At 39.0% G+C, this 23,450-nt stretch carries 23 protein-coding genes; 5 read left to right on the top strand and 18 right to left on the bottom strand.

Annotated features, from left to right (window positions below):
- Position 1: 1 nt before the first annotated feature.
- From pepF to ybeY, 13 genes are all read right to left on the bottom strand, one after another.
- Positions 2-1,804 carry an oligoendopeptidase F gene (gene pepF / locus HMPREF9180_RS05180; RefSeq protein WP_006145437.1) on the bottom strand — a complete coding sequence of 601 codons (1,803 nt, stop codon included), beginning with the start codon at positions 1,802-1,804 and terminating at the stop codon, positions 2-4.
- An 18-nt stretch (positions 1,805-1,822) separates the two neighbouring features.
- Positions 1,823-2,779, bottom strand: coding sequence for a competence protein CoiA (locus HMPREF9180_RS05175; protein ID WP_006145436.1), 957 nt, complete (start codon positions 2,777-2,779; stop codon positions 1,823-1,825).
- 69 nt (positions 2,780-2,848) lie between these two features.
- Positions 2,849-3,709 (bottom strand): SAM-dependent methyltransferase TehB, encoded by an 861-nt coding sequence (gene tehB, locus HMPREF9180_RS05170; RefSeq protein ID WP_006145435.1) that lies wholly within the window; start codon positions 3,707-3,709, stop codon positions 2,849-2,851.
- Positions 3,710-3,723: 14 nt separating this feature from the next.
- Positions 3,724-4,191, bottom strand: a complete 468-nt coding sequence (gene smpB, locus HMPREF9180_RS05165; protein WP_001051741.1) for an SsrA-binding protein SmpB — start codon at positions 4,189-4,191, stop codon at positions 3,724-3,726.
- Positions 4,154-6,496, bottom strand: coding sequence for a ribonuclease R (rnr, locus tag HMPREF9180_RS05160; RefSeq protein ID WP_006145434.1), 2,343 nt, complete (start codon positions 6,494-6,496; stop codon positions 4,154-4,156). The genes smpB and rnr overlap by 38 nt, the downstream gene beginning before the upstream one ends.
- A gap of 204 nt (positions 6,497-6,700) precedes the next feature.
- On the bottom strand, positions 6,701-6,934 hold the full coding sequence (gene secG, locus HMPREF9180_RS05155; protein WP_006145433.1) for a preprotein translocase subunit SecG: 234 nt from the start codon (positions 6,932-6,934) through the stop codon (positions 6,701-6,703).
- Positions 6,935-6,973: 39 nt separating this feature from the next.
- Positions 6,974-7,123, bottom strand: coding sequence for a 50S ribosomal protein L33 (gene rpmG, locus HMPREF9180_RS10135; protein WP_083801015.1), 150 nt, complete (start codon positions 7,121-7,123; stop codon positions 6,974-6,976).
- The gene (locus tag HMPREF9180_RS05150) at positions 7,123-8,322 is read right to left on the bottom strand and encodes a multidrug efflux MFS transporter (RefSeq protein ID WP_025168656.1); all 1,200 of its coding nucleotides are present in this window, start codon (positions 8,320-8,322) and stop codon (positions 7,123-7,125) included. Before HMPREF9180_RS05150 ends, rpmG begins: the two co-directional genes overlap by 1 nt.
- On the bottom strand, positions 8,297-8,914 hold the full coding sequence (gene coaE / locus HMPREF9180_RS05145; protein WP_025168655.1) for a dephospho-CoA kinase: 618 nt from the start codon (positions 8,912-8,914) through the stop codon (positions 8,297-8,299). The genes HMPREF9180_RS05150 and coaE overlap by 26 nt, the downstream gene beginning before the upstream one ends.
- Positions 8,914-9,738 (bottom strand): DNA-formamidopyrimidine glycosylase, encoded by an 825-nt coding sequence (mutM, locus tag HMPREF9180_RS05140; RefSeq protein WP_006145430.1) that lies wholly within the window; start codon positions 9,736-9,738, stop codon positions 8,914-8,916. The genes coaE and mutM overlap by 1 nt, the downstream gene beginning before the upstream one ends.
- A gap of 48 nt (positions 9,739-9,786) precedes the next feature.
- Positions 9,787-10,686, bottom strand: a complete 900-nt coding sequence (gene era, locus HMPREF9180_RS05135) for a GTPase Era (RefSeq protein WP_006145429.1) — start codon at positions 10,684-10,686, stop codon at positions 9,787-9,789.
- Between the two features lie 10 nt (positions 10,687-10,696).
- Complete coding sequence (locus tag HMPREF9180_RS05130) at positions 10,697-11,098, bottom strand: diacylglycerol kinase family protein (protein ID WP_006145428.1); 402 nt, start codon at positions 11,096-11,098, stop codon at positions 10,697-10,699.
- Positions 11,079-11,576, bottom strand: coding sequence for an rRNA maturation RNase YbeY (gene ybeY, locus HMPREF9180_RS05125; RefSeq protein WP_006145427.1), 498 nt, complete (start codon positions 11,574-11,576; stop codon positions 11,079-11,081). Before ybeY ends, HMPREF9180_RS05130 begins: the two co-directional genes overlap by 20 nt.
- A gap of 104 nt (positions 11,577-11,680) precedes the next feature.
- On the opposite strand from ybeY, the gene HMPREF9180_RS05120 reads away from it, so the two are divergent.
- Together HMPREF9180_RS05120 and HMPREF9180_RS05115 are read left to right on the top strand one after the other, a co-directional pair.
- Positions 11,681-13,333, top strand: a complete 1,653-nt coding sequence (locus tag HMPREF9180_RS05120; protein ID WP_025168654.1) for an Rqc2 family fibronectin-binding protein — start codon at positions 11,681-11,683, stop codon at positions 13,331-13,333.
- 61 nt (positions 13,334-13,394) lie between these two features.
- Positions 13,395-14,255, top strand: a complete 861-nt coding sequence (locus HMPREF9180_RS05115) for a YitT family protein (protein ID WP_006145425.1) — start codon at positions 13,395-13,397, stop codon at positions 14,253-14,255.
- Positions 14,256-14,322: 67 nt separating this feature from the next.
- On the opposite strand, the gene nox is transcribed toward HMPREF9180_RS05115, so the two are convergent.
- Positions 14,323-15,702 carry a H2O-forming NADH oxidase gene (gene nox / locus HMPREF9180_RS05110; RefSeq protein ID WP_006145424.1) on the bottom strand — a complete coding sequence of 460 codons (1,380 nt, stop codon included), beginning with the start codon at positions 15,700-15,702 and terminating at the stop codon, positions 14,323-14,325.
- A gap of 316 nt (positions 15,703-16,018) precedes the next feature.
- Between nox and HMPREF9180_RS05105 the strand changes: the two genes are divergently transcribed.
- The 3 genes from HMPREF9180_RS05105 to HMPREF9180_RS05095 are packed head-to-tail and all read left to right on the top strand — an operon-like array spanning position 16,019 to position 18,841.
- Positions 16,019-16,939 carry an FAD:protein FMN transferase gene (locus HMPREF9180_RS05105; protein WP_025168653.1) on the top strand — a complete coding sequence of 307 codons (921 nt, stop codon included), beginning with the start codon at positions 16,019-16,021 and terminating at the stop codon, positions 16,937-16,939.
- 34 nt (positions 16,940-16,973) lie between these two features.
- Positions 16,974-17,579 (top strand): NADPH-dependent FMN reductase, encoded by a 606-nt coding sequence (locus tag HMPREF9180_RS05100; RefSeq protein ID WP_025168652.1) that lies wholly within the window; start codon positions 16,974-16,976, stop codon positions 17,577-17,579.
- 17 nt (positions 17,580-17,596) lie between these two features.
- Positions 17,597-18,841 (top strand): NAD(P)H-dependent oxidoreductase, encoded by a 1,245-nt coding sequence (locus tag HMPREF9180_RS05095; RefSeq protein WP_006145421.1) that lies wholly within the window; start codon positions 17,597-17,599, stop codon positions 18,839-18,841.
- A gap of 78 nt (positions 18,842-18,919) precedes the next feature.
- Here HMPREF9180_RS05095 and HMPREF9180_RS05090 read toward each other — a convergent pair whose 3' ends face one another.
- From HMPREF9180_RS05090 to HMPREF9180_RS05075, 4 genes are all read right to left on the bottom strand, one after another.
- The gene (locus HMPREF9180_RS05090; RefSeq protein WP_006145420.1) at positions 18,920-19,177 is read right to left on the bottom strand and encodes a DUF896 family protein; all 258 of its coding nucleotides are present in this window, start codon (positions 19,175-19,177) and stop codon (positions 18,920-18,922) included.
- 29 nt (positions 19,178-19,206) lie between these two features.
- Positions 19,207-21,243, bottom strand: coding sequence for a glycine--tRNA ligase subunit beta (gene glyS, locus HMPREF9180_RS05085; protein ID WP_006145419.1), 2,037 nt, complete (start codon positions 21,241-21,243; stop codon positions 19,207-19,209).
- A gap of 216 nt (positions 21,244-21,459) precedes the next feature.
- Positions 21,460-22,377, bottom strand: a complete 918-nt coding sequence (gene glyQ / locus HMPREF9180_RS05080) for a glycine--tRNA ligase subunit alpha (RefSeq protein WP_002886077.1) — start codon at positions 22,375-22,377, stop codon at positions 21,460-21,462.
- A gap of 18 nt (positions 22,378-22,395) precedes the next feature.
- Positions 22,396-23,157, bottom strand: a complete 762-nt coding sequence (locus HMPREF9180_RS05075; protein ID WP_025168651.1) for an elongation factor Tu — start codon at positions 23,155-23,157, stop codon at positions 22,396-22,398.
- Between the last annotated feature and the right edge of the window lie 293 nt (positions 23,158-23,450).

The following is a 23,450-nucleotide window of genomic DNA, read 5'->3' as shown; positions in this document are numbered from 1 at the left end:
CTTATGCCAATCCTAATTTTTCAACAAGGGCTTCAAACTCATCCAAACGGCGTTCAAAGACTGCAAAGGCATCGTTGAGATAGTCTTCTTTTTCCATATCAACACCAGCTTTTCGCATGATATTAAGTGGATAGTCTGACTTCCCTGCCTTGAGGTAATCAATATAACGATTACGATCTTCTTGACTACCGTGGACAATCTTTTCAGCTAAGGCTGAAGCTGCTGCAAATCCTGTTGAATACTGATATACATAGTAGTTATAGTAGAAATGAGGAATTCGAGCCCACTCGTATTGAATCTGAGGATTGTCTTCCTTGCTTAGTCCGTAGTAATCTTGGTTCAAGTCAGCATATAACTTGCTCAAGAACTCACTTGTCAAGACTTCACCATTTTGATCAGCTTGATGGATAGCATGTTCAAATTCAGCAAATTGAGTTTGACGGAATACTGTCCCTCTGAAACCATCTAGGAAGTTATTGAGAATTGCAAAACGTGTTGCATCATCTTGGACTTCTTGTAATAATTTCTCTGTCAAAATATTTTCATTGGTTGTTGAAGCAATTTCCGCCAAGAAAATTGAGTAATCCCCATACACATAAGGTTGGGTTTCGCGTGTATAGCTTGAGTGCATGCTGTGCCCAGTTTCATGAACAAGAGTAAAGAGATTATCTAGATTATCTTGCCAGTTAAGGAGCATGAAGGCGTTGGTATCATAAGAACCACCTGAATAAGCTCCTGAACGCTTGCCTTGATTTTCATACACATCAATCCAGCGTTCGCTAAAGGCGCGTTTAACACGACTCAAGTAATCATCGCCAAGAACAGCTAAAGCCTCCTCTGCTTTCTTTAGTGCTTCTTCGTAAGTGAAGCTGTATTCCACTGAAGACAATGGTGTATAGACATCATACATTTTGAGGTCTGGAATACCCAAGATTTTTGAGCGAAGAGCAAGATAACGATGTAATAACGGCAAATGCTTATGAACAGCAGATACTAGATTGTCATAAACACTTTCTGGCACAAAGTTTGCTGCAAGAGCTGCTTCACGCGCACTCTTATAGTTACGAACCTTAGCACGATAGTTTTGCACTTTGACATTGGTCTGCAGTGTTTTAGCGTAAGTATGTTGGTATTGTTTGTAAGTAGCGTAAAGGGCTTCATAGGCACCTCTACGAACTTCACGATTCTTAGATTCTACCAAACGCATATAAACACCGTGTGATAATTGAACTTCATTACCATCTTCATCTTTGACATATGGAAAGACGATATCTGCATTATCTAAGATAGCGAAAGTTTCACTAGCAGCTCCAAAGATTTCGCCAGCTCCTGCTAATAACTCTTCTTCACGTTGTGAAAGTACGTGATTTTTATTTTGCAAGAGTTTATCAAAGAAGTGTTTATAAGGCTGGAGTTTTGGTTCTTCTGCTAAGAAGTTTTGATACTGGTCTTCTGTGATTGCCATAAATTCTGGCTCATAAAAAGAGAAGACCTGGTCAAGTTGACTATACAAAGTCATTGCTTTTGCATAATATTCTTGATACTTAGCTTCACGAGTATCTTGGTCATTTTTCATATGTGCATAAACATAGAGTTTTTCGACTTGACGTTCCATATCAAGAGAAAATTCAGTAATTTCAAGCAAACTCTTTGCACTATCCAAAAGATGCCCTTCATACTGAGAAGCTGTTTGTACTTTCTCAGTCAGTTGTTTCAAAGCTTCTTCCCATGCTTGATCTGTCACATAGATTGTCGATAGATCCCATGTATCTTTTTCATTTATTTCATTTCGTTGTAATACCATAAGTTTCCTCCATCCTTTCTATTTTACCATATTTTTTAAGAAATATTGCTGATAAAAGGCAGGTGGATAAAGCTTTTGTGTGTCAATTTTGGGATTTAGTTGATAATAAGCCTGAAAATTATAGTAATAGTCCTGTAAATCTACAGTTATCTGACAAAATAAACCATGTTCTATCGGCCTTACTTGGGGGAACCAATGTGCTACACCATAATTTAGTAAATTTTCTCCTTTTCTATAGGCTTCTTCTTGTCTTGTCATCCAAAATGGATTTTGATAATAAAGCTGTTGTCGGATGTATTGACAAATATTTTTGTCTATTTTAACAGAAAAACTGCTCAAGTGCTGACGTTGATAAGGGTAACGCAAGATTTCTAACAAATTTCCATCCCCAAATGAGAACTCTTTGATTAAGCAATGAACATGGCCCCGTAAGTCCTGGTGAATTAAGTATTTCAGTCGTAAACAATTCCTTTTCTGGTCTAATTCCCAGACGTAAAAGCCCATATTTTGGCTAAAATAGAGAAAATCTTTTTGAAGTCTTGTCAAACGCTTCTTAATCCATAGTCTTTCTCCCAAAAGCCAAATAACTTGGTATCCTTGACTTCGATAACCACTACTCCTATCTCTCAATACTTTTTGGGGCAAGGAACTGCATTGAATCTCTAAAGCTATTTTCCCGTTTACGAATACATCCGCAATCTGTTTAATCTCTGGAATCGGGTATTCTAATTGGGCTTCTGAATCTTTCTTTAACCAATGATAGAGGGATTCCTTATTCGTTAAATGTTCTGGGCCTTCATTTTCAAATGAAAAATCACAATCTTTTAAAGATTTATGGGCAAAATGAGGCCGTACACTTGGTCCTTGACGTAAACGAAGCGTTCCCCCACAAGCTGGGCAGGTATAATCTTGCTTTTCAACCTTATCTTCTAGCACATTCACTAACTGTCCCCTAGTATCTCTCGCAACAAACATGATTTTCTCCTTTACTCTATTATTCGCAAAAAAGAAAAGGTTAGGAAAATTCCTAACCTTTGTTCATATTTATTTTACTTTTTTAGCTAACATGGTTGCAAAGCGTAGTTGGATACGATTGCCATTTTCATCACGGCGGTGGAGATGGCCAGGATTTTCATTGTACTTCACTAATTCCCAGTCCTTGTAGTAATTTGCCAACTCACCCTCTTTGAAGGTAAATGGGAAATGAACAGAACATGGATAATCTTCTGTATCCATAGCACACACGATCAAATTGTAACCTCCAATTGAGGTTTGTTCCTGCATGTTTTGAATAATAGCTGGAATGCGATCTGCTTGTAAAAACATCAGAACAACCGTTGATACGATAAAATCATAAGTTTGTTCAATGCTAGCTGAATTGATATCGTAGAGACCTACAGGCATTTCTAAGTCTTCTTGCTCCACAATGCTTTGCAAGATTTCAAGAGATAGCTCATTTTGATCTACAGCTGTGACATCAAATCCATGTTGAGCTAAAAAGAGTGCATTTCTACCCTGACCACATCCTAGGTCTAGTGCCTTACATGGTTTTACTGTATCCATAGCTTCTAAAACTTCCGAATGAACTGGATTGCTATTGTATTTCTTAGGGAAATAATCCTCTGCTTTACAATAAAATTCCAAGTACCATTCCACATCATCTGTGGCTGCTTCTACTCTGTGCCATGCTTGAGGCTGAGCCATAGGATTATCAGCACCTGCTTCAAAGAGATGTTCGGCTAGTACCTCTCCCTCTTCAGTTAATTCAATAAACTTAAGAGCTCCTTTTAATACGGTAATCTTGCCCCAGGTTCCGACCTTAGTATTGTGTTTTCTTTGAACAGCCTCTGGCATGGTGTCTTTATTCCAGACAGGCATGCGTTTGTAGGCAACTAGTTTTTCCATATTCTTCACTCTTTCTATCGGTGGTTAACAGCTTTCATGACACGAGCAATATCACGATCTTGCTCACGTCGTTTGATAGACTCACGTTTATCGTAATCATGTTTCCCTTTTGCAAGTCCTAAAAGAAGCTTAGCATAGCCATCTTTGATGTAGACTTTAAGAGGAACCAGCGTCATCCCTGTTCCTTTTGTTTCTTGCTCTAACTTCTGGATTTGCTTTTTATGAAGGAGGAGTTTTCGACGACGTTCTGGCTCTTGATTCCAGATATTCCCTTCTTCATAAGGAGCGATATGAACATTGCTCAACCAGACTTCACCATTTTTTACTTGGGCAAACCCATCTTTCAGATTGATGCGGGCTGCTCGAACACTCTTAATCTCAGTTCCTGTCAGGACCATTCCTGCTTCTAGCGTATCTACGATTGTATAGTCGTGGTGCGCTTTTTTATTTTGCGCGACGACCTTTCCCTCGCCCTTTGCCATGCTTGGCTCCTTTCTTCGCTACTTCTTTGTAAAAAGGTTTCTTGCTCTTTTTCTTCTTGTCTTTTGGAGAATGCTTGCGCTTATCACCTAAGCGACCAGATTTTCTCTTGTCTTCTTTCTTATCCGAACGACGCCCTCTATCCTTACGGACAGACTGTTTCAAACCTTTCTCGATGACATCAAATTCACTTGGAATAAAGGAGAAATCAATCTCGCCAGTCATTTTATCCGCTCTTTCGACACGAATACGGATCTGCTGCCCCACTCGGAAAGTAATTCCCGATTTCTCCCCACGGAGGGTTAAATCGCGTTCGTTAAAATGATAGAATTCAGGTAAATTAGTAATGTGAATCAATCCTTCGACTGTATTTGGTAATTCAACAAAAAGACCAAATTTGACAATACTAGATACAACTGCATCATATTCTTCACCCACAAACTCTTCCATGTATTCAGCTTTTTTCATAGCTTCGACTTCACGCTCTGCCTCGATTGCACGACGTTCACGGTTGGAAGACTGGGTGGCAATCTCTGGAATAACCTGTTCAAAATGCTCTGCTACTTCCTTAGAACGTCCATAGTCTCGAATCATACGGTGAACAAGAAGGTCAGGATAACGACGAATTGGGCTGGTAAAGTGAGTGTAGTAGTCTGCGGCAAGTCCGTAATGACCATGATTATGCTCAGAATAACGAGCCTGCTGCATCGAACGCAGTAGCATCATGGACAATACATCCGCATAGGGTTCTCCCTCAACAGCACTCATGATATCTTGGAGAGCTTCCTGGCTTATCTCACTGGCAGTCCCATAGATTCGTAATCCAAAACTTGAAGCGTAATCAATAAATTTCTGAACTTTCTCAGCTTTAGGCTCCTCATGGATACGATAGATAAAAGGTAGGTCCAGCTTGCTAAAGTGCTCGGCAACTGTTTCGTTAGCAATCAACATAAAGGACTCAATCATACGTTCAGCAACGCCACGATGACGAAGAACAATATCAACTGGCTTGCCTTTTTTATCGACTAAAATCTTAGCTTCATTGGTATCAAAATTGAGGGCTCCACGCTTAATTCGCATACTTTCCAAAGTTTCATGTAGCTTAGCCATTAACTCGATACTAGGAACGATTTTCTTATACTCTCGTCTCTTCTCCTCATCACCTGCTAGGATGTCATTGACATCGCTATAGGTCATACGAAAACTTGTCTTGATAACAGTCTGTGTAATCGTATAATTACGAACACGACCATTTTTATCAATTTCCATAATAGCAGACTGGGTCAAGCGGTCCACTTGAGGGTTAAGAGAACAGATACCGTTTGAGAGGCGCTCTGGCAACATTGGAACTACACGGTCTGTTACATAAATAGAGGTCGCACGATTAAGAGCTTCCTTATCAAGAGCAGAACCCTCTGTCACATAGTAGGAGACATCGGCAATGTGAACTCCTAGTTCAATATTTCCATTTTTCAAGGGTTTGATATGAACAGCGTCATCCAAATCTTTTGCATCTGCTCCATCTATGGTAAAGGTAATTTCATCTCTTAAGTCCAGACGACCTTCCATATCCTTCTCTGATGGTGCATCCGGAACACTCTCTGCTTCTTTGAGAACAGCCTCTGGAAACTCTGATACAATATCCATAGATTCCAAGACCTCAAGGACATCAATCCCTGCATCTGTAGAATGTCCAACCACATCTAAGACACTGGCAACAAAGAAATCGTGTTTCTTACTTGGGTACTTATCGATAAAGACTTTGAGAACTTCTGTACCGTCTAATTGAATAGCTGGCTTCTTAACGTAGATTGGTTGACTAATCTTTTGATTTTTTGAACGGATATAGCCCGCATACTTGGGTTTTTCCTCATCAAGAACGATTTGCCCGACAACCGTCGTCAAACTGTGTTCTAAAATATCGATAATCTTTGCTTCAGCTGCAGTTCCTTTTTGACGATCCGCAACCTTCTTGATTACAATTTCAACAGTATCGCCATCAATGGCATAGTTAACATCATTTTTTCCTACAAAAAGGTCGTCTTCTTCACCTTCTAAACTGACAAAACCAAAACCGTTTTTATGAGCATGAAAAGTTCCTTTAAGGGTAATTTCATGCTTTTTCTTTTTGCTTAGACTGAGACTACCATCTTCTTCAAAGCGAATCTGGTGCTTTCTTTCCATCATAGACAAAGTCTTCACGAGCTCTCGAAAGTCCTTAGAACTCTCCTTTCCGAGACCATGGGCCAAATCATTAACAGTAACTTGTCCCTTCTCTTCTAAATATTCTTTTATTCTATCTTTCATGTTTTCTTTCTAGATTGTTAAATTTTTTTGGTGTAAAACCTTCTCAAACATCATTTAATACTCAATAAAAATCAAAGAGCAAACTAGAAAGCTAGGCGTAGGCAGTACCTGAGTACGACAAGCCGACGCTGACGTGGTTTGAAGAGATTTTTGAAGAGTATAAAAATAAAAATAGGCAAAGACCCAGTCTCGCCCATTATTTTCTTATCTACTTGATAATACCGTCAATGCTAAGGCAATGGCTAGCCAGAAAAAGACTAAGATTCCTGTCAAACGCTGCATTACAGCCTCAAAACCACGCGCCTTGCTACGTTCAAACAAGTCACCAGAACTAGCATCAAATACATTGCTGGATTGATTCTTAGTTGGTTGCATAAAAATCGCAATCACAATCACAACAGATAATATCAATAAAATGGTTAATAATAGGTTATACATATCAAACTCCTTAAAATCTTTACTATTTTACCATAAAATTTACTTAGATTCAAGATGTAGAGTCACTTTTCTTTCCTTGGGACAGTACTTTAAGACCTCAATCTTATCTGGATGTGTTTTAGAGTTTTTACTGGTTAGATAATTGATGCTACCACAAGAGGAGCACTTTAAATGAATTTTTACGCGCACTAGATTTCCTTCACTTTTAATAATGATCTAAATTGGATAAGGTTAAATGTACAACTAAGGGCTACACAAGCTGCTGTTGCATAGAAAACTGAGTGATAGCCAAATGGACTTGCTACCGCTGAACCTGCCATAGGTCCAATCACTCCACCTAGATAAAAAAATACTTGATTAAAGGCAAATACCCTTGATATGGCAGCTTTAGGTGTCATTTTATTAATCAAGGCGTTAATTCCCGGAACTAGGGCACCTGTTCCCAAACCAAATAGGAAGCGATAGAAACCTAACTGGAATGGCGTTGATGCATTGGCGCACAAGAGATAAATAACGACTGAATAAACTTGAGCTCCGATGAGCAAGCGATGATTCCCCACCTTATCTCCTAAACGTCCCATAACACCAGCACTCATCATACTGGATAATCCCATGCTAGACACGATAAGCCCCGATACAAATAAGAGATTTTCCTTTTGTCCGAGATCTCGAACGTAGAGGGCAAGGATTGGAGCAATCGATTGGGCTGCGAACTGGATCACAAAGCTAGTCGCAAATAAATTGATAAAAAGATAAGGATACTTAAGAGAATGAATCAACTCTTTTGTTGGGATAGCTTTTTCTTTTGCTACTGGTTGAAAATCTTCTTTGATAAATAAAATGGTGAGTAGAGCAGCTAAAAAGAGCAAAGCACCAACTAATAAGAAAACATTTCGAATTCCAAAAATCTCAGCTATTAAACCACCGATAAAAGGGCCAATCAAATTACCGGCAATAACTCCTGTAGACAAGGTTCCCAGTGCATAGCCTGACTTATCTTTAGGTACCTGACTAGCAATTAAGGCCGTTGCATTTGGCACAAAACCAGCAAAGACGCCATTTAAAAATCGTAAAAATAAAAGCCAGTAAACATTGGGAACAAATGCTAAGCCTCCCATAGTCAGAGTCATTGCAAATCCTGCACGAATCATCATTGGTTTTCGGCCAAACTTATCTGCTAGAATGCCCCAAATAGGTGATAAAAATGCCGCAGATATGGCGGATATTGAAATCCCTAAACCGGCATAAAAAGCTACCTTGTCTGTAGGAACACCTAATTGCTCGACAAATAAAGGCATAAAAGGAATGACTAAAGAAAAACTAACTCCCGTTAAAAAATTTCCAAACCAGGCAATACGAAGATTATCCTTCCAAGAAATCGGTTGAATAAGACACCCCTCCTTCTAATAAACTGGCAACCTGCTCTACTAACTCTTTTTGAGTTCCAGAGTTATCAATAATGTGACTAGCCAATTTTTTCTTCTTCGACAAAGACCACTGAGATTCTAATCGAGCTTGAGCTTCTTCGACATTCATATGATCTCGGTTCATTAAACGTTCTATCTGTGTCTTTTTATCCACATAAACCAACCAAATCTCATCAAACCAAGAATCATATCCCTGTTCAAAGAGTAAAGGAATATCCATAAAAAAGACACCTTCTGTCTGAGCTAACTGATCTCGTAAAGTAGCTAATTCTTCACGAATCACTTCCCCTTGTGTTTCCTTGGACCACTCTAGTTCAGAAGGATTTGAGAACAATCGTTTGGCTAAAAGAGGTCGGTTTAAACTACCATTTTCTAAAATAATTTCCTGTCCAAAGTGTTCTACTAGGATACGGTAAAGACGCTCTCCCGGATTTTGTAATTTATGTACTAGAGTATCTGCATCAACTACTTTGTAGCCTTCCCGTCTTAAAAAATTAGTGACAGTTGACTTTCCAGATGCTATGCCACCAGTAATGCCAATTATTTTCCCCATCACTTCCTCCTTTGACATGTTGGACAAAAGTGAGTTCCACGACCACCGAGTTGAATTTTCTCAATCATAGCTCCACAACGTGAACATTCTTGACCAGCTTTGTCATAGACCTGATGGAACTCTTGCATAGTCCCATCTTCACCAAAAGCATTGGTATAGGTGCGAATCGTTGAACCACCCTTTTCTACAGCCTGCCCTAAAACCTTAATCGTTTCATCATGGACTTTTCTGGCCTCTTGTGCAGTTAAACTGTTAGAAAGTCTAGAGGGATGAATCTTGGCTCTCCAAAGTACTTCATCTACATAGATATTTCCTAACCCTGCAACTAAAGTTTGATCTAAAAGATGAGATTTGATAGGTTTTTTAGATTTCTGTAAAGCTTTTTGAAAGGTTGGCAAATCAAAATCCTGTTCAGTCGGTTCTGGTCCAAGCTTTTTAGACAGGAAGTAAGTTTCTAAGAGCTCTGGAGCCAGCAATTCCATGGTACCAAATTTACGCACATCCTCATATACAAGAGTACCACCATCCGTAAATTGGATAAACAGATGCGCGTGCTTACGTTCAGGTACTTGGTCTGGATAATAAAAATACTTACCTTCCATTCGAAGATGAGAAATCAAAACTTTATCAGATAAATAGAAAATTAGGTACTTGCCACGGCGTCCCATTGATTGAATCACTTGACCAGGCAATTCTCTTTTAAATTCATACAAGTCGATCTTAATCATCTTGGGATAACGAATATCAATGTTTGAAATCTTCTTCCCTAGAATCAGTTTTTCTAGGCCACGACGGACTGTTTCAACTTCAGGTAATTCAGGCATAGCCCCTCCTTCTCTAAAAACAAGAAGCAGGCCAATGCCTACCTCTTCTTAATATTCTTTTTCATTATAGCCAAAGTCAGCTAAATCTAGCTTTTTATCACGCCAGTTTTTCTTTACCTTGACCCAGGTTTCTAGAAATACCTTGTCTCCCAGCATGAGTTCGATATCACGACGGGCCATGGTTCCAATTTTCTTGAGCATGGCACCTTGCTTACCAATGACAATCCCTTTTTGACTATCACGCTCAACCATGATGGTTGCTCGAATATGAACTTTATCTGTCTCTTCATCTCGCTTCATGGAGTCAACCACTACCGCAACGGAGTGTGGCACTTCTTCACGCGTCAAGAGGAGTACCTTCTCGCGAATCATTTCTGAAACTAAGAAGCGCTCTGGATGGTCAGTTATTTGATCTGCCGGAAAATACTGGAACCCTTCCTCTAAATTATCACTCAGGATATCCACAAGATGGGATACGTTGTTTCCTTGAAGGGCTGAAATAGGAACAATCTCCTTGAAATCCATCTGATTTCTGAAATCATCAATCTGAGCCAAGAGTTGATCTGGATGAACCTTGTCAATCTTATTCACCACCAAAATCACTGGAACCTTAGCAGCTTTAAGGCGTTCCATAATCATGTCGTCGCCCTTACCACGCGCTTCATCAGCCGGCACCATGAAAAGAACCGTATCCACTTCACGAAGCGTGCTATAAGCGGATTCCACCATGAAATCACCCAAGGCAGTTTTAGGTTTGTGAATCCCCGGTGTATCGATAAAGACGATTTGTTCCTTATCGGTCGTGTAGATTCCCATGATTTTATTGCGCGTTGTCTGCGCCTTGTCACTCATGATCGCAATTTTTTGCCCCATAACGTGATTTAAAAATGTTGACTTCCCAACATTGGGGCGTCCTAAAATGGCTACGAAGCCAGATTTAAAAGTCATAATTTCCTCTTTAATGCTTAAATAACAATTCCCAAATTCGAGGGATAAAAATCAGTGCTCCTGTCACCGCAGCAAAAACGGACACAAGGAGAACTGCGCCTGCCGCCATATCCTTGGCTTTCTTTGCTAGCATGGAGAAGTGATAATTACAGGCTAAATCTACCACATTCTCAATAGCAGAATTTAACAATTCAAATGCTATCACTAAAAAGATGCTTAAAAGTAAGAAGAGCCATTCTATTCTTGATACTTGAAATAGAAGGCCTGCAAGAATGACAGCAATAGCTGTAACTACATGCTTTCTCATATTCCGCTCTTCTAAGATAGCAGTGAAAATACCAGTCATAGCGAATTCTAAACTCGCTATAAGATCACGATTTTTCCATTTTCGTTTATTGTCTTGTGAGTCCATAAGCCGTTAAAATTTCTTCTTGTAAACTGAACATCTCCGCTTCTTCTTCCGGAGTGTAGTGATCATAACCGTTAATGTGTAAAAAACCATGAACCGATAGAAATCCCATCTCACGTTCAAAACTATGACCGTACTCCTCAGCTTGCTCATGTGCTTTATCGATGGAGATGAACAACTCACCTATGTAAGCATCGAATTCTGACATCATCTCAGCCAATTCAGGATTTTCAGCTAACTCTTCATCCTCAAAAGTAATATCAAGTTCTGGCTTATATTCCAGGCTGATAACATCGGTTGGACGATCTGTATCGCGATACTCAAGATTCAGTTCGTGGCTGCGTTCATTGGTCACAAAAGTGACAGCCATCTCCTTGTCTTCTTTTCCTATTTTTTTAGCAGCAAACTCCAACAAATCCTGAGTTTGTTGCAATATCTCCTGTGAAACCGTTCCTGTTTCATCAACCATTTCAATATACATGTGTTTCTCGATTCTCTTTACTTGGCTTTATTATACCATATTTCTATGATTTTATTCTACCTTTTTGATATAATACTATGGAATACATTTACAAGGAGAGAACCATGTCATTTGATGGATTTTTTTTACACCACATGGTTAAGGAATTGCAAGCCAATCTGCTTAATGGCCGCATCCAAAAAATCAACCAACCCTTTGACCAAGAATTGGTCTTACAAATCCGTAGCAATCGCCAAAGTCATCGTCTACTCCTTTCTGCCCATCCTGTCTTTGGCCGCATCCAGTTGACAGAAACGTCCTTTGAAAACCCTGCGCAACCTTCTACCTTTATCATGGTTTTAAGAAAATATCTACAGGGCGCTGTTATTGAGTCTATTGAACAGATTGAAAACGACCGAATCGTTGAAATCACTGTTTCTAACAAGAATGAGATTGGAGACGATATTCGGGCTACTCTGATTATAGAGATTATGGGGAAACATAGTAATATTCTTCTTGTAGATAAAAGCAGTCACAAGATTCTCGAAGTAATTAAACACATTGGCTTTTCGCAAAATAGCTACCGTACTCTCCTACCTGGTGCTACTTACATTGCTCCACCAAGTACAGAAGCTCTGAATCCTTTTACAATCAAGGATGAAAAACTCTTTGAAATCCTACAAACACAGGAACTGACAGCAAAAAATCTTCAAAATCTTTTTCAAGGTCTAGGTCGTGATACGGCGAGTGAGTTGGAAAAATTATTAGTTAGTGAGAAACTAGCTAATTTCCGTTGTTTTTTTAGCCAAGAAACAAAACCTTCTTTAACTGAAAAGTCATTTGCTTGTGTACCCTTTTCAAATAAAACTGAAGAACATTTTTCAAGCCTATCTCAACTTCTTGATATTTTTTACAAAGATAAGGCAGAACGCGACCGCGTCAAACAACAGGCTAGTGAACTCATTCGTCGTGTTGAAAACGAACTACAAAAGAATCGTCAAAAGCTTAAGAAGCAAGAAAAAGAACTGCTTGCTACTGAAAACGCTGAGGAATTCCGACAAAAAGGCGAGTTACTAACGACTTTTCTTCATCAAGTTCCAAATGACCAAGACCAAGTCGTATTAGATAACTACTACACCAATCAGCCAATTACAATCGCACTTGATAAGGCTTTAACACCAAATCAAAATGCTCAAAAATACTTCAAACGTTATCAGAAGTTAAAAGAGGCTGTTAAATATCTAACTGAATTAATCGAAGAAACAAAATCTACTATTCTCTATCTGGAAAGTGTCGAAACAGTCCTCAACCAGGCTGGGCTAGATGAAATTGCTGAAATTCGTGAAGAATTGATTCAAACTGGATTCATCAGAAGACGTCAACGCGAGAAAATTCAGAAACGCAAAAAACCTGAGAAATATTTAGCAAGCGATGGAAAAACCATCATCCTTGTTGGGCGAAACAATCTTCAAAACGAAGAACTAACCTTTAAAATTGCACGCAAAGACGAACTTTGGTTTCACGCTAAAGATATCCCTGGAAGCCATGTCGTCATCACGGGAAATCTTAACCCTTCAGATGAAGTCAAAACAGATGCTGCAGAGCTTGCTGCCTACTTTTCAAAAGGTCGCCTCTCAAACCTCGTTCAAGTAGATATGATTCAGATTAAAAAGCTCAACAAACCAACGGGCGGAAAACCTGGATTTGTGACTTATACAGGTCAAAAAACTCTTCGTGTCACACCTGATTCTAAGAAAATCCAATCTATGAAACTGTAATATAACTACTGCTTTCAAACAATTACTACTTTACTTTTAAAAAAATTAAAGGGGGAACTCAATGCTACGGCATATTCAATCCACTTTAACTATTATATTCGGAGCTGCTATCTTCGCCTTTGGACTCACGTATTTTGTTGTTCCACATCACTTGTTTGAGGGTGGAGCAACCGGGATAACTTTGATTACCTACTATCTCTTCAATATCCCTATTTCAGTGATGAATATCTTGATTAATATCCCACTCTTCCTACTCGCTTGGAAAATATTCGGGCTAAAATCACTCTATTCTAGTCTCCTTGGAACTATTTCATTATCTATTTGGCTAGCCATCTTTGAAAAGATTCCTCTCCAGTTCAACCTACAAGGCGATTTGGTTGTCGTAGCTTTAGTCGCTGGCGTCCTTTTGGGAATTGGTCTCGGTATCATTTTCAATGCTGGTGGAACAACAGGTGGAACGGATATTGTCGCTCGTATCCTTAACAAATACACCCATATCTCTATTGGAAAATTGCTTTTTGGACTCGACTTCTTCATTTTGATGTTGATTCTAATCATTTTCCAAGACTTAAGACTCGTAACCTACACTCTCTTATTTGACTTTATCATATCAAGAGTCATTGACTTAATTGGTGAAGGTGGTTATGCGGGTAAAGGATTTATGATTATAACCCAAAAGCCCTTAGAATTAGCTGATAAAATCAATGAAGAACTTGGGCGAGGTGTTACTTTTATTTCTGGTCAAGGATACTACAGTAAAAATGACCTAAAGATTGTCTACTGTATTGTAGCCCGAAACGAAATGGTCAAAATGAAGGATATGATTCACAAAATCGATCCAATGGCCTTTATCACTATTACAGAAGCCCATGAAATACTTGGAGAAGGTTTTACATTCCCAGTAAGAGATGAGACTTCTTAAACCTTTAAAAATATAAAAAAAGTAACTTCATCTTCGAAGTTACTTTTTGTTTTGACTAATTGTCAAATTATTTTTCAGCTGTAAGAGCTGCCATTGTGATGTAGTTATATGGTTTGTTGAAGTGTGGCAAGAAGAATAGGTCAGTTAATGCCAACTTGTCGATTGTTACATGTTCTTGGATAGCAAGTGAGAACATGTGAATAGCCATGGCAATTGAAGAATCACGAGATACCATTTGTGCACCAAGGATTTCACGACTGTCTTTATCAAAAACAATTTTAATAGCAACTTCATAGTTATCATGTTTGATAAATTCTGGTTTTTGAAGGTCGTTGAAGCCAGTTTCAGTTGCATTGTAACCAGCTGCTTTTGCTTTTTCAAGAGTCAAACCAGTTGAAACCATGTGTAGACCATAGATAGAGATACCGTTTGATCCTTGAACACCGATTCCTTCAAGTTCGTGTCCACAAGCGTTGTATGCACCTACGATACCAGTACGTACAGCATTTGATGCAAGAGCGATGTAGCTAGTGTCTTTACGAGCATTGTCATAAACAGTCGCACAGTCACCAACAGCGTATACTCCTGGGATTGATGTTTCTTGTTTCTTGTCTACAAGGAAGGCACCATTTCGGAAGAGTTCAATCTTACCATCAGCAAGAGCTGTATTTGGACGGAAACCAACAGCAAGAATAACCATATCCACATCAAATGTTTCCTTATCAGTTACCAAGCGTTCCACTTTACCATCACCTTGGATAGCTTTAACTGTTTGACCAAGTGCCAAGCGGATGTTGTGGTCTTCCAAGTTTTTAGCCATCATTTGAGTGAAGTCTTTATCGTAATATCCATTCAAGACAGTATCCACAATATCAACAAGGACAACTTCTTTTCCAAGACGTTCGAAAGCTTCAGCAAGTTCAACTCCGATGTATCCACCACCGACAACAGCGATACGATCAAGGTGTTTGCTCTTGTCTTCAAGTTTGTTAATAACTTCTTCGGCATTTTGGTACAATTTAACGAATTGTACATTTTCTAGAGTTGCTTTGAATTCGCGGTTACCTTTGACAATTTCAACACCTTCAATCGGTGGCAAAATTGGAGTAGAACCAGTAGCGAAAATCAATTTATCATAAGATTCTTTGTGTTCTTTACCTTCTACTTCTGCAGTCACAACTTTGTTGTCGTAGTCGATTGAAAGAACTGGTGAGTTCATGTAAACTTTAGCACCTTTAGCTTCCAATTTTTCTTTGTCAGAGTAGAACAAACCTTCAGGACCGTCAATTTGTTCACCAATCCAAAGCGCCATTCCGCAACCAAGGAATGAAATGTTTGAGTTTTGGTCAAATACAACGATTTCGTTTTCGTTTCCAAAGTTATCCAACATTGTGTTGATACATGCAGTTCCAGCGTGGTTAGCACCCACGACTACAATTTTACTCATAAGATACTTCCTACCTTTAATTTTTTATTTACCTTTCTAGTATATCATTATCTGGGAACGTTTACAAGATTTTTAACTGGTTTGATGTTTTTTCGTAAATTTTCTTATTTTATATTAATTCATCTTCAACGATTCTCAATCTTTTAAAATGTTGCATAAACCCTATAAGCATATTTCTTGACTTTTTTTAAAAAATAATTTGTGAAAACGCTGACTTTATGATATTCTATTTATATGGAAATGAAATATAAATCTACAGATTGCTATCAATTCAAGGTTTAAGCTCATTCCTATCGATTTGAAGGGAGTTGATCCTTTGCCTCTCAGTTCATTATCTGAGCGATTAATGGGAACTACGATTACTATTTCCTTGGTACATGAACAAGCGGATAATCTTCTCCGTCAAGCTTTTGATTTGCTGAAGGAGCTTGAATTTCGTTTTAATGCCAATAGCACCGAATCGGAATTAATGGAAATTAACGATCTGGCTGGAATTGCTCCAGTTAAGGTTCATCCTGATTTGTTTAAACTGATTTCCTTAGGTTTAGAACACAGTTTAGCACCTGGAAGTCATCTCAATATCAGTATCGGCCCTTTGGTACAAACATGGCGTATTGGTTTTTCCGATGCAAGGGTTGCTAGTCCTGAAGAAATTGCTTCAGTTTTACCATTGATAGACCCTCATTTTATTAAACTTGATCCAATAGATTCTACGGTTTTCCTAGAAAAAAAAGGAATGAAAATTGACTTGGGGTGTTTAGCAAAAGGTTACAGCGCTGATAAGGTTGCCACTTTCCTAAAAGATAAAGGTGTTACTTCTGCTCTTATCAATCTTGGAGGAAACATCCTCACCATTGGTAATAATCAGGCAAAAGATGATCGACCATGGCAAATTGGTATTCAAGATCCAAATCATCCACGTGGTAATCACCTGATGACCTTATCGATTACAGGAAAATCTGTCGTTACTTCTGGAATTTATGAACGTCATCTTGAAATCGATGGCAAGGATTATCATCACATTTTCGATAGTGAAACAGGTTATCCAGTTGAAACGGATTTAGCCAGTTTAACCATCGTATCTGACCGATCAGTCGACGGTGAGATATGGACCACAAGATTATTTGGCGAACGGAGTGCTTCTATCATGTGGCAAATCGAAAATATCGACGGTATCGAAGCCATCCTCATTGACAAAGATGGACATGTCGTTTGTTCATCTGGTATCCAACGATAAATAAAAAATAATGCAAATAGAGAAAGGAAAGCTCATGCTCAAACTTATTGCTATTGTAGGAACTAACTCAAAACGTTCCACAAACCGACAACTGCTTCAATATATGCAAAAACACTTTGCAGATAAAGCTGAAATTGAATTGGTAGAAATTAAAGACCTACCAGTCTTCAATAAACCTGCTGACAAATTGATTCCTGCAGAAGCTAGTGAAATTGTTGCTAAAATTGAAGCTGCAGATGGTGTGATTATCGGTACTCCTGAGTACGACCACTCAATTCCTGCTGTTCTTATGAGCGCTCTCGCTTGGATTTCATATGGTGTATTCCCGCTTTTGAACAAACCTATCATGATTACAGGAGCTTCATATGGTACACTTGGTTCATCTCGTGCTCAATTGCAACTTCGTCAGATTCTAAATGCTCCTGAAATCAAAGCAAATGTCCTCCCAGATGAATTCTTGCTTTCTCATTCTCTTCAAGCATTTGATCAAAATGGTGACTTGGTAGATCTTGATGTCATCAAGAAATTGGATGCCATCTTCGATGACTTCCGTATCTTTGTTAAAGTTACAGAAAAGTTGCGTAACGCACAAGAACTTCTTCGCAAAGATGCTGAAGACTTTGACTGGGAAAAATTGTAAGATAGGAGATCGAAAGAATGAAATTTGTTGGACTTGTTGGATCAAACTACGATCAATCATATAACCGCAAACTCTTGGAATTCATCCGACGTCAGTTCAAATTTAAATTTGAACTAGAAGTTTTAGAAATAGATGAAGTCCCAATGTTTAACCAAGACGAAAAATGGGACGATAGCTTCCAGTTACGCCTTCTTTACAATAAAATCACTCGTGCAGATGGTGTCATTATCGCAACTCCTGAACACAACCACACCATTTCTGCTTCACTTAAATCTGTTCTTGAATGGCTTTCATTTGAAGTTCATCCATTTGAAAACAAACCAGTCATGATTGTGGGTGCTTCATATTATGACCAAGGTACTTCACGTGCTCAAGTTCACCTTCGTAAGATTCTTGACGCTCCAGGTGTAAATGCCTATACTCTTCCAGGGAATGAATTTCTTCTTGGAAAAGCTAAAGAAGCTTTTGACGCAAATGGAAACATTATTAACGAAGGAACCGTTAAATTCCTTGAAACTTGCTTAGATAACTTTGTCAAATACGTAGGAGTCGTTTCTAAATTGAAAAAACCAAAACCAATTGAACCCGAAGACTTGGATTGTGGCAAACCAATCGCTACAACGATTACAGAAGTTGACCCAGATGATCCAAATTGGGTAGAAAAAGTTGCAGAAATCACAGGTGCTGTTTCAGGTGATACATATGTTAAACTTGACCATGGTATCTTGACTGTTAACCAAATTGATATGTTCTTGAAAGCTATGCCTTTTGAATTGACATACGCTGATGATAACAACCAATTCCTATACTACAACAACGCTCACCAAGATCCAGAAACCATGTTTGCGAAACGTGTACCACCTCAATCTGGTAACCGTATGTCTACAGTTCACGGATCACTTCCGCCAGCACGTATGAAGAACGTTGAGTGGGTTATTGGAACACTTCGCAACGGTAACCAAGAATATGTACGTACAATCGTCCCAGGTTCACCTGCTGGTGTTATCAACACTCACAACTACCAAGCTATGTACTATCCTGATGGATCATATGCTGGTATCAATGAAATTGTCTTTAACTTCCAACCATGGCTTGACTGGTACCTGAAAGAAACTGGTCAACGTTTAGTAGGCGGTAGCGGACCATTTGCTCCTGCTGGCGGTCACGGTAACGCAGATGCTACTTCAGGCGCATCTGATGCCGGTGGGCATGGTGATGGTGGCCACGGAGCTGCTGATGCTACTTCTGGTGCAAGTAACTAATACTATAAAGGAACCATTTGGTTCCTTTTTCAATACAAAAACCTCGGTTAGTATGTGCTAACCGAGGTTTTATTTAGCTTATGAATTTGGATCATCAAGACTTCGACCATGCAAGCCTTTTTCACGTTGCACTTGACGAAGTTTTTCAGGAGTCACATCATTTCCATCTTCATCTACGATTTTGATGCCTTCAATGTGGTGACGAACTGAACGACGATATCCTTCTATATATTCTTCACGAAGTTTAGCTTGTTCAACCAATTCTTCCGGTGTTAAGCCAACTTCTTTTTTCTTTTTAGCAAGCTCATTAATACGAGCGATTTTTTCTGGTGTCATATTTATATCTCCAATTAACTCTTTAATTTCTATTTTGTATTAAGAAGATTAAAAGTAGCAACTGTTTTGGCTTTATTAACTAGTTCAACCAGAATAGCTAGACGATTATTCTTAACATCAACATCCTCTGCCATAACCATTGTATTGTCAAAGAATGCATCAATAACTGGACTAAGAGCAAATAATTGCGCTACTTTATCACTAGCTGAACCTTTTAATTCTAGACTTTCTACCTCTTGAGCTAGTTCTTTTTCTTGTTCATTTTCAAAGAGACTGGCATCAACTTTGACCGATCCTTCTGCCTTTTCTGCTAGGTTAAAGGCACGAGATAGAGATTCAACTGATGATTTGTAATCTTCAGTTTTTGCAGCTTCAGTTAAGGCTTCTGCTGCTTCAATCATATCTGAAACGACAAAGTTTGAACTTGCTAGAACAGCTTCTTTAATATCTTTTGCAGTAGAACCCATCATCTTATCAACTCGAGCTTTGATGAAGTTAAGCACTTCTTCTTGATTATCATAGGTCAAACTATCAAATGATAAAGCATAAAGGCTCGCAATCAATTCGTCCATTGGAATCTTCCATCCAAAGTCTTCTAAGATACGAACAATCCCCTGAGTCGCACGACGAAGGGCATATGGGTCGTTTGAACCAGATGGAATCAAGCCAACAGAGAAGAAAGATAAGAGAGTATCTAATTTATCAGCTAGTGCAAGAATAGCGCCGACTTTTGACTCAGGAAGAGCACCGTCGGCTGAATCTGGAAGATAGTGTTCACGAATAGCTTGCGCCACTCTCGCATTCTCACCAGCAAGAAGAGCATACTTCTCGCCCATGACCCCTTGAAGCTCATCAAACTCACCAACCATACCAGTCAAGAGGTCAAACTTATAAATAGCTGCAGCACGAGCAAGGTCGACAGTTTCATCAACTGATAAACCAGCTTTTTCTGCTAATAGAATAGCAATTTGCCCAGAACGAATCATGTGTTCACGTAATGAACCAATCTTTTCATGGAAGGTTACGTGTGATAATTTGGCTACCAAATCTTCAATTTTTAATTTTTGGTCTTCACGCCAGAAGAATTCTCCATCTTCGAGACGTGCCACCAAGACTTTCTCATTCCCTCGGATAACATTTTCCAAGTGTTCAGCGTTTCCATTACGGACAGAAATAAAGTTTGGTTTTAGATTTCCTTCAAGATCACGGACTACAAAATAGCGTTGATGAGTTTCCATTGAAGTAACCAAAACTTCTTCTGGAACTTCTAGGTACTTAGGATCAAAATTGCCAATAAAGGCGGTTGGATATTCAACCAGATTCAGAACTTCATTTAAAAGTCCCTCATCAACCTGAACTTGAACACCTTGTTCTACTTCAATAGCCTTGATTTGTTCACGAATCATGTTTTCGCGTTCAATACTGTCAGCAATTACATAGACTTTACGCAGGTCTTCTTCATAACTATCAGCATGACGAATCTCAACTTCATGTCCAAGGAAACGATGTCCACGGCTGACTCTGCCTGAATGAATATCTAAGAAATCTAGGTCAAGAGCTTCATCATCCAAAAGGACTATTAAAGTGTGGACTGGACGAATGTATTCAAAGGTATTGTTTGCCCAGTGCATGCTAACCGGGAAGCTTAGGCTTGCCAACACTTCTGGAATTCCTGTCAATACTTCCTTAGCAGGTTTCCCAGCTTCATGTTTTGTCACGTAGACATATTCTTCACCTTTAATTTCACGGAATTCAATATCATCAACTGTCAAGCCTTTTCCTCGGACAAATCCTTGGGCAGCTTTAGAGAAGTTCCCATCTGCATCCAAGGCGATTTTCTTAGAAGGTCCTTTAAAATCTTCAGTCAAATCTGTTTGCTGCTCTGCCAAACCAAGTACACGAATAGCCAAACGTCGTGGAGTTGAGAAAGTTTGAATTCCTTCGTATGAAAGGCGGTTTTCGTCCAAAAAGGCTGCCATTTTTTCACCCAGTTGTTTTTCACTTGGTGTGACAACGTAGGCTGGTAACTCTTCAAGTCCTAATTCTACTAATAAGTTTTTTGTCATGTTTTTTCCTTTACACAATCAATTAATTTTCTTCAACAAGACCTTTAGTAGTGGGGGACGCAAGCAAACCTTCGGTTTCATTGCTAACTGCCAAGCCTTAAGTCTCGTCAGTTCCCCAATCGGATAAGAAACTTCTTATCCGACTTTCACTACAGCGGTCTTGTTTTATTTAGCGACCTACGGTCGACTTTCAGTCATTTATTCCCGTAATTCTGTCTATTCTTCCTCTTCTGCTAGGAGTTTAGCGCGTGTAGCTTCGTCGAGAAGTGGGTAACCAAGTTTCTTGCGTTCTGCAACGAAAGTTTTAGCTACTACACGGGCCAAGTTACGGATGCGGGCAATGTAACCGGCACGTTCTGTAACGGATACCGCTCCACGAGCATCAAGCAAGTTGAAGGTGTGTGAACATTTCAAAACGTAGTCATAGGCTGGGTGCACAAGGCCTAATTCCAAGGCACGTCCAGCTTCTTTTTCAAATTTTTCGAAGTTTTCAAGAAGCATATCTTGATCAGAAACTTCAAAGCTGTATTTTGAATGCTCATATTCTGGCTGAAGGAAGATTTCTCCGTATTTAACTCCTGGAGCCCACTCGATATCATAAACTGAATCTACTTCTTGGATGTAAGAAGCCAAACGTTCCAAACCGTAAGTGACCTCAGAAGTTACCGGACCAGTTGCCAAACCACCGACTTGTTGGAAATAGGTGAACTGAGTGATTTCCATACCGTCCAACCAAACTTCCCAACCAAGGCCAGCTGAACCAGTTGATGGGTTTTCCCAGTTGTCTTCAACAAAACGAATATCGTGTTCCAAAGGATTGATACCCAATTTTTCCAATGACTCAAGGTAGAGTTCTTGAATGTTTGATGGTGATGGTTTCATAACCACTTGGAATTGGTGGTGTTGGTAGAGGCGGTTTGGGTTTTCTCCGTAACGACCGTCCGCTGGACGACGTGATGGCTCTACATAGGCTGCGTTCCATGGTTCAGGACCAATGGCACGAAGGAAAGTATAAGGACTCATGGTTCCTGCACCCTTTTCATTATCATAAGCCTGCATCAGCATACAACCCTGGTCATTCCAGTATTGTTGCAAAGTAAGGATGATTTCCTGGAAAGTCAATTTTTTAGACATTGTTTACTCCTTTAGTTTTTATATTTCTTTTTCAATTAATTTCTGCTGAACAAACCAATTTAACAAGGGAAGAGTTTTATCTGTATTTGCCCATAAATGATAAGAATCGAAGACCGCTTGTACACTACCTAGATTTTCTACCAACTTATCTATTGTCAAAAAACTACGCCAGTATTCGTAAAAAATACTTGCATAGCTCTTATCATAAGTCGAAGAACCAAAATCATTCAATGAATGCCAACCATATTTCTTCTGAAAAAGTTCTACAAGAGACTGATTACAAATTTTTTCCGCTTGAAATTCCTCTTCTGTCAAGAAATACTTGCGACTAATATATTCAACCATTCCCTCTTCGAACCAGATATAAGAGTCATAACCATCAAAATCATCTAAAAAATACTCCGACCAATGAGCTAACTCATGTCCTACAATCTGCAAGAGGAAATTTTCAGATAAAGAATGATAGTGACTTTCTATTGCTTGAGTTTGCTGAGAACACTCGTAGTCCAGCAACTGATACAAATACAACTCTTTCCAAACAGCTAAATCAGGCGTCATAACCATTCGTCTATTATTTGTATAGGCTGGAACAGCACTTTCCCTAATAATCTGTGTAGCAGCATTAAAACTTGACCAAATAACAGCTTGCGGTAAATCACAGACTGCAAGTTCATTCTTTAAAAAAGATTGATAATCTTTCAACTTTTCAGTATTTCTTACTACAAAATCACGAAATGCAGCTAGTTGACTATCGTCTTTTACAAGATAAAGGTTTTCCACGTCTCTCCTTTCTTTCACATAATAGACTGAATAAGCGAAAGAACCGCATCCGACAATCCTAGGTTGATTTAACCTAGGGGCGTCAGAAACGCGGTTCCACCCTAATTTATTACTTCATTGTTTTTGAAAATACTACAGAAAGCGCCACACTTATCTCTCAATCACCTGACTCTCACTATCTCAGGCTCGCTTAGGATTTACTGATAAGATATTCTTTCTTGATTTCTATTATAACAAAATGAGATTAAAAAGTAAATTTTTTCATAAGGAATCATAAATAAATGATTCAAAGT

It is taken from the genome of Streptococcus peroris ATCC 700780 (assembly GCF_000187585.1).
Classification (GTDB): domain Bacteria; phylum Bacillota; class Bacilli; order Lactobacillales; family Streptococcaceae; genus Streptococcus; species Streptococcus peroris.
This window is presented reverse-complemented; position numbering and strand designations above follow the sequence as displayed.